4 protein-coding genes and 1 pseudogene are annotated in these 7,751 nt (G+C 43.1%); 4 read left to right on the forward strand and 1 reads right to left on the reverse strand.

Annotated elements, in window-relative coordinates; genetic code table 11:
- Positions 1-86 precede the first annotated feature (86 nt).
- Positions 87-1,208, reverse strand: a complete 1,122-nt coding sequence (gene bchI, locus DP116_RS25240; RefSeq protein WP_169157770.1) for a magnesium chelatase ATPase subunit I — start codon at positions 1,206-1,208, stop codon at positions 87-89.
- Positions 1,209-1,334: 126 nt separating this feature from the next.
- Between bchI and DP116_RS25245 the strand changes: the two genes are divergently transcribed.
- The 4 genes and pseudogenes from DP116_RS25245 to DP116_RS25260 all read left to right on the forward strand — a co-directional run.
- Positions 1,335-2,009, forward strand: coding sequence for a Uma2 family endonuclease (locus DP116_RS25245; RefSeq protein WP_169157772.1), 675 nt, complete (start codon positions 1,335-1,337; stop codon positions 2,007-2,009).
- A gap of 102 nt (positions 2,010-2,111) precedes the next feature.
- Positions 2,112-3,513: pseudogene (locus tag DP116_RS25250) on the forward strand (P-loop NTPase family protein).
- A gap of 203 nt (positions 3,514-3,716) precedes the next feature.
- The gene (locus DP116_RS25255; RefSeq protein ID WP_169157771.1) at positions 3,717-7,391 is read left to right on the forward strand and encodes an nSTAND1 domain-containing NTPase; all 3,675 of its coding nucleotides are present in this window, start codon (positions 3,717-3,719) and stop codon (positions 7,389-7,391) included.
- A gap of 95 nt (positions 7,392-7,486) precedes the next feature.
- A partial coding sequence (locus tag DP116_RS25260) for a tetratricopeptide repeat protein (protein ID WP_211173504.1) occupies positions 7,487-7,751 on the forward strand: 265 nt, incomplete at its 3' end.

Raw genomic sequence — 7,751 nt, forward strand, 5'->3', positions numbered from 1 at the left:
CATGAGTGCTAAGTGATAAGTTTTGTCAAAGAAGATAAAAGAAAAAAAAGATAAAGGAATGTCTTTTCTTTCTTAACTCTTCCTTCTTAATTTCTAAGTCCTATTTTTTGTCCTGTACCGTTTTGTTGTGTCGTTTCTTCTGACAGTTCTACGCCAAAGACACGGCTAAAGGTTTTTTGTACTTTGTATCCAGAATCTATTGACTCTAAGGGATCTTTCCGTAGTCTATGACGCAGACATAAAGTCATGACACGACGGATATCATCAATTGTAACTTCGGTACGTTCTTCATATGCGGCTATGGCTTTGGCGGCGCGGTTAGTAACAATGTCACCGCGCAAGCCATCAACATCGAGTTCGGAACAGACTTCGGAAATCTTCACCCGCAAGTCGTAATCAATTGTCACAGATGGTAAAAGCTTTTGGGCGTTAATAATTTTCTGTTGCAGCTCTTCTTGTTGAGATTGATACTGTTCTAGAAATACTGGAGGGTTTTGGTCGAATTCTGACCGTTGTTCAACGATTTGCACGCGCAAAGCTGGTTCTTTGACTGTACGAATTTCTGCGTGCATTCCAAATCTATCTAAAAGTTGAGGACGCAGTTCTCCTTCCTCTGGGTTCCCAGAACCGACAAGCACGAAACGGGCTGGGTGACGTATGGAAATTCCTTCTCGTTCTACCGTGTTCCAACCACTGGCGGCTGAGTCAAGAAGCACGTCTACTAGGTGATCATCTAGCAAGTTTACTTCATCTACGTAGAGAATACCTCGGTTGGCTTTTGCCAAGAGTCCTGGTTCAAAGGCTTTGACACCTTCTGATAATGCTTTTTCAATGTCGATGGTACCGCACACTCGGTCTTCTGTTGCTCCCAAGGGCAAATCGACCATTTGGACTTTTTTCGGAACGACGGGAATATCCGCCCCTTGCTGTAGCTGTTGGCGGACTTCATCACTCATCAAATCGGGATCACTAGGATCGCTGTTGAAGGGATCGTTAGCAACAACGGGGATTTCTGGAAGCAAATCAGCTAGCGCCCGGATAGTTGTGGATTTACCGGTACCGCGATCGCCCATAATCATCACACCACCAATTTTCGGGTCAATCACGTTCAACAATAGAGCCAGTTTCATTTCTTCCTGACCGACAATTGCTGTAAAGGGAAATACCACGCGACGCGCAGCAGCGGTAGCTTGAGCAGTTGGACTCACTAAATTACCTTATCTATATTTCTTTTATTACCGTCTTTATTGTGCCATAGGTGGGGTTGTGGAGGACAAAGGGATGAGGTAATGGGGGACTATGATCAGAATTATGAAATAACTGCCGAACCGCTTATGTTAGAGTACGATTCATTAGCTTGCTTGCCCTCCTCTGAGGAATTACCAGACTCTGATGATACGCCTGTGGATAATGAACTCCAAGATTTGATTCCTAGTTTACTTAAAGCCATACTCGCTATGGTGTGGGCAAACCGTATGGATTGGTTTTTTGGTGTTGATATGGGTGTTTACTATGATCCAAATCAACCGCCAATTGTACCAGATGGGTTTTTGAGTTTGGGAGTTGAGCGATTTTTTGATGAAAATTTGCGTTTGAGTTATGTGTTATGGGAAGAAGAGAAAGTTCCAACGCTAACGCTGGAAGTTGTTTCTCAGAGATATCGTGGGGAATACACCACCAAGAAAGATGAGTATGCAAAGTTAGGGGTTTTGTACTACGTCATCTATCACCCGACTCGTCGCCGCAAACCGCGTTTGGAAGTGTATAAGTTGGTCAATGGTGCATATCAATTGCATTCGGATAATCCTGTATGGTTACCGGAAGTTGGTTTGGGAATTGGTATGGAACGGGGAATTTATCAAGGGATTACGCGGGAATGGCTGTATTGGTATAACGAGGAAGGGAAACGGATTCTGACACCAGAAGAGCAGGCTGAACAAGCTCAAAATCGCGCCCAAGTCTTGGCGGAACGCTTACGTGCTATGGGAGTCGATCCAGATTCTATTTAAGATCATCTTAAAATTATCGGAAAATCAAGCATCAAAGCTGTAGCTATTTATATCTTGGAAACCAAGGATATGAAAAATGAATAGTTATAGATTATAGGCTTTATGATGATAGACTTACGCAAGTTTTTTGAAGCTACAGACCCCAGCAGAACTCTGGTGATTAACAACACACAGGATAAAAAGTATTATATTGACTTTTCTTCTGTGCGTGGTGGAGATATTATCTTCAAACTGAAGCAGAAAATGACATTTTTTAAGCCGAATGACCCTACCTGCACTCTCTTTACTGGGCACATTGGGTGTGGGAAATCTACGGAGTTGCGGCGGCTGCAACTGGAGTTGGAAGCGGATGGTTTTTGTGTCATCTATTTTGAGTCTAGCGAAGACTTGGAATTGACTGATGTGGATATTGCTGATGTGTTGCTGGCGTTAAGCGTAGCTCTGCCGTAGGCAATCGCCCGTCGTGTGAGTCAAAGTTTAGAAAAACTCAATCTTGAGGAACCCAGCAGGCTGAAAGAGTTACTGCAAGGTGCTATGAGGGTTTTAAATGCTGATGTGACTGGCGTAAAACTCAAAGTTCCTAATGTTGGTGATTTCGGTGTCACGTCTGAAAAAGAAAAGTTTACTTTGGCTTTTGGAATTGGGGAAATCACGACTAAGGCTAAGAGTGACGCCACACTGCGGGAAAAACTCAACCAGTATCTGGGACCACAAAAAATTAAACTCTTAGACGCAATTAATAAGGAGTTGCTGGAACCTGCGATCGCCAAACTCAAACAGCAAGGCAAAAAAGGTTTAGTGGTGATTGTAGATAATCTTGACCGAATTGATAATCGTCCCAAGGCTTGGGGACGTCCACAACAGGAATACTTGTTTGTGGATCAGGGTGAGTATCTCACCAAGTTGAATTGTCATGTTGTGTATACAATGCCACTGTCTCTGAAGTTTTCCAATGACTATGGAACGCTCACACAAAGATTTTTGGAAGACCCGAGAGTGTTACCAATGGTACCTGTACAATGGTCAGATGGCAGTGTTCATGAGGAGGGAATGGCGCTGATGCAAGAGATGGTACTGGCAAGAGCTTATCCTGACTTGCGACCAGACCAGCGTGCCAGTAATATTACGTTTGTATTTGATCGTAAGGCGACGCTTGAACACTTGTGTCGAATGAGTGGTGGTCATGTGCGCGACTTGCTGAGGCTGCTGAATACATGGATTATGGAGGAAATGTCACTTCCTTTGACTCGTGATACTTTGGATACTGTGATTCGCGCTCGTCGCAATGAAATGACTCTGCCGATTTCTGATGATGAGTGGGAATTGTTGCGTCGTGTGAAGCAAACGAAAAAAGTGAGTGATGATCAGGGGTATCAAAAGCTGATTCGCAGTCGGTTTGTTTTTGAATATCGCGATCTGCCGAAGGCAGCAGCGAAGCTATCGCGGTGAGTCTTGGTTTGAGGTTAATCCTATTTTGGCAGAGGCGCGGGAGTTGAATGGCTGAACAATTGCTGTGTTTTCTATAAGTTTCCACAACCGCCAGGAACTAGAAGTTCCTGGCTCATAGGCTAAGTCCATTAAAATGGACTGAAAACAAAGCTACGCGAAAGTGATTAGTCCTCACCAGAGGACTTTGGCTATGAGACTGGGGTTTTCAACCCCAGGCGATCGTGAACAATAATACATCAAAGAGCTAAGGAAGCGCAGATGGACGCAGATGAATTTAATGTTCACATCAACAATGAGCGCTCATTGAAACAATTAGCTTGGGCGATTGAGGCTTCTGTTGGACAGTTTAAGCTGATTCTGGCACGGTGCAATTATGCTAGTTTGCGAAGCTCCAGCAGGGAGCCGCCCTTTGGGCGATCGCATCTCATCAACCGATTACGTGACATTTGTCAAGTTGAAATCCGTGTCTTGGTTCTCAAGGAATCTGCAAGGACTCTTTATACTGCCATTCGGGAAGAATCTGGGGATGATGTACAAGCCCTGATGATTTTGGGTTTGGAATCAGTGCGGAATCTTGAGCAAATGCTGATTAGTGCAAATCAGGTGCGGGAGGAGTTTCGCAATCATTTTCCTTTCCCTGTGGTGTTGTGGATTGATGATGAAGTTCACAAGCGATTCATGCAGTTTGCTCCTGATTTGGAAAGTTGGGGAACGACGAAAAATTTCCCCATTGCTCCCAATGAATTAATAGAGTTTTTGCAAGCAATAGCTGAGCAATTATTGACTGGTGATTTCAGTCTGACTTTAGAAAAATGTTCCGAGATTAAATTAGCTTGGCAAGATTTGCAAAATTCGGGACAAGTTCTAGAACCTGAAGCGAAAGCAAGAATTACATATTTGTTGGGAGTCACAGAATATGTTGATAATCGTCTAGATACTGCTCTGGAGTATTATCAACAGAGTTTGGCTTTTTGGCAGCAAGTCAATGATTTAGTCTGGCAAGGGAAAGTCCTGAGTCATATCACTTTCTGTTATTACGAAAAAGCGAGACAACAAGAAATAAATCGCCCTGTCATTGCGAGTGAAACGAAGTGGAACGAAGCAATCTCCCCTAACCCAAGACTATCAACTCCTAATTGGCAAGAAACAAAAAATTACCTTCAGCAATCTCTCCAAGTTTTGGAAGCTGCTCAACGTCCAGATTTAGTTGCTCATTTACTTGATAAGTTTGGCAAAATCTTGCGTGATTTGGAAGATTGGCAGGAGTTGAAAAAGTTAGCTGAACGTTCTTTGCTAATCCATGAAGCTGAAGGAGATTTGCTGAGAGTTTCTCAGGATTATGGCTTTTTGGCTGAAGTTGCTTTGGCAAGTCAAAAATGGCAAGATGCGAAAACTTTAGCGGAAAAAGCGTTAGAGATTTTATCTACGAATCAGTCTGTCATTTTTCATCGCCAGGAAATTTTGTTGATTCTAGCGCAAGCAGAACAAAATTTAGGCGAAGAGCAAGCAGCGATAATTTTTTTAAAAACAGCAATCCAGATAGGCGTATCGGACTCGGAACCACAACTTTTTCTTAGTCTTTTAAGAAATTTACGAAGTTTATATTTAAAACAAAAGCAATATCTCGAAGCTTTTCAAATTAAACAGGAAAGGCTTTCGGTTGAACAACAATTTGGCTTGCGGGCGTTTATTGGTGCCGGAAGATTACAAGCTACACGACAAATCAAAGCGCAAGGTATTGCGACTTTACAAAGAGAAACTCAAGAAAATGTCGCTCCAGAAATTAGTGCATCTGGTCGTTTACTGGATGTAGAACGTTTGATTGAACGCATCGGTCGCCCTGATTATAAATTGATAGTTATTCATGGACAATCAGGAGTTGGCAAAAGTTCTCTGGTTAATGCGGGACTTGTACCAGGTTTGAAAAAGAAGGCGATCGGCATTCAAGATAATTTGGTTGTGCCGATACGAGTTTACACCAACTGGATGGAAGAGTTGAGACGCCAGCTAAGAGAGGCGTTACAGGAGATGGGGAGATGGGGAGATGGGGAAGCTGAAACTTCTGCTTTAGAAACTCAAGCGCAAGTGTCAGAAGTTGAAACGCCGGACTTGCGAACTACGCTGTTAAAACAATTACGACAGTGTGAAACATATAATCTTCGTCCGGTACTGATTTTTGATCAATTTGAAGAATTTTTCTTTGTTGATATCGAACCACAGCAAAGGTGGCTGTTTTTTCATTTTTTAAGAGATTGCCTTAATATCTTATCGGTGAAGATAGTATTGTCGTTGCGAGAAGATTACTTACATTATTTGCTCAAGTTTAATCGCTTCCGCGACAATTCGATGATTAGTATCGATATTCTGAGTGAGAATGTTCTTTATGAGTTAGGTAACTTCTCCCGTGATGATGCTCAGTCAATTATTCAGCAATTAACTGAACGGGCTAATTTTCACTTAGAACCTGCCTTAATTGCAGAACTGGTGCGGGATTTAGCGCGGGAATTGGGCGAAGTGCGCCCGATTGAGTTGCAGGTTGTGGGGGCGCAACTGCAAGCGGAAAACATCACAACTCTGGCAAAATATCAGGAGTGTGGCACAAAGGAAGAACTGGTAAAACGTTATCTGGATGAAGTGGTTCAGGATTGCGGTGAGGAAAATCAGCAAACGGCGGAATTTGTGTTGTATTTGCTGACGGATGAAAAAGGAACTCGCCCATTGAAGACTCGTGTTGAGTTGGAACGGGATTTGCAGAAATTGATCTCGGTTGATGATGTTCAATCTGGGCGGATCCCCCCAACCCCCCTTAAAAAGGGGGGCTATTTTACCTCGTTTGTAAGGGGGGATCTCAGCAAGTTAGATTTGATTTTAGAGATTTTTGTAGAATCTGGCTTAGTTGTTTTGTTAAAAGAAAACCCCGCTAATCGCTATCAACTGGTGCATGACTATTTAGCTGAGTTCATCCGCCAGCAACAGCAACCGAAGTTAAGCCAGGTGATGGCGGAACTGGAACAGGAGAAGAAGCAACGCCTGCAAACTGAAGAACAGTTAAAACAAACTGAGCAGGCTAAGCAAATTTTGTCGCAAGCAAACGACAAGGCAAAGCAACGAATTCGTATAGGTTCAGGAGTGTTGATTGCATCCTTTGTTGTTGCAGGAATTGTCACATTACAAGCATTTGGGCTTGCGGGGAAGGCACAAAAAATTACAATTCTAGAACGACAAGGCATTGCAACTGAGAAGCTTTTTCAGTTCCAAGAAATAGAAGCATTGCTTTTGGCTTTAGATGTAGGGCAAGATTTACACAATTTTATAAATAAAGAAAATGAACCAGCAGAATATCCAGCTGCTAGCCCTGTGTTAGCTTTACAGACGACTCTTGACAATATTCACGAGCAAAATCAACTCAAAGGGCATACACTACCTGTCACAAGCGCCAGTTTTAGCCCAGATGGCAAACGCATTCTCACTGCATCATGGGACAAAACGGCGCGGCTGTGGGATAGCTCTGGTAAGCTCGTCACCGAACTCAAAGGGCATACAGATTCTGTCAATAGCGCCAGTTTTAGCCCAGATGGCAAACGCATTCTCACAGCATCATGGGACAAAACGGCGCGGCTGTGGCAATATAGAACTTTCGATGAACTGTTATCAGAAGGTTGCCAATGGCTGAATGATTATCTTGTCATCAACCCTAAAAAACTGGAAAAACTAGAAGTCTGCCAAAATAAATCTAACTTAAGAGCAGCAGCGCAATTTTTGGTTAAAGAAGGTGAAGAGCAAGCAACAGCAGGTAATATTGATGAGGCAATTGCAACTTTCAATAAAGCCTTCCAGTGGAATCCCAGTTTAAAATTTGACCCGAAAGCAAAAGCACAAGAGTTTGCAAACAAAGGGAAAGCTGAGAAACTCTTGCAAAAGAGGGTAAGGTAACACAAGCGATCGCAAACTACACAAAAGCCCAACAGCTTGATCCAAAAGTTGAAATTAACGCTGATTTTTGGGAAAGGCTTTGCTGGTACGGTAGCGTGCATCGTCATGCTGCTGATATCATGTTCGCCTGTGAGAAAGCTGTGCAGCTTGCTCCTGATGATGGATATATTCGAGATAGTCGCGGTTTAGCCAGGGCGCTGACAGGTAATACTCAAGGAGCAATTGAGGATTTTGAGGCATACATTCCCCAGACTGATGATAAGGAGATAAAATCACAACGTCAAAGCTGGGTGAAGGATTTACGCGCCCTTAAGAATCCGTTTACAGAGGAAGTAAACGGATTCTTAAGGGCGCGTAAAT

The organism is Brasilonema bromeliae SPC951 (assembly GCF_012912135.1).
Lineage (GTDB): Bacteria > Cyanobacteriota > Cyanobacteriia > Cyanobacteriales > Nostocaceae > Brasilonema > Brasilonema bromeliae.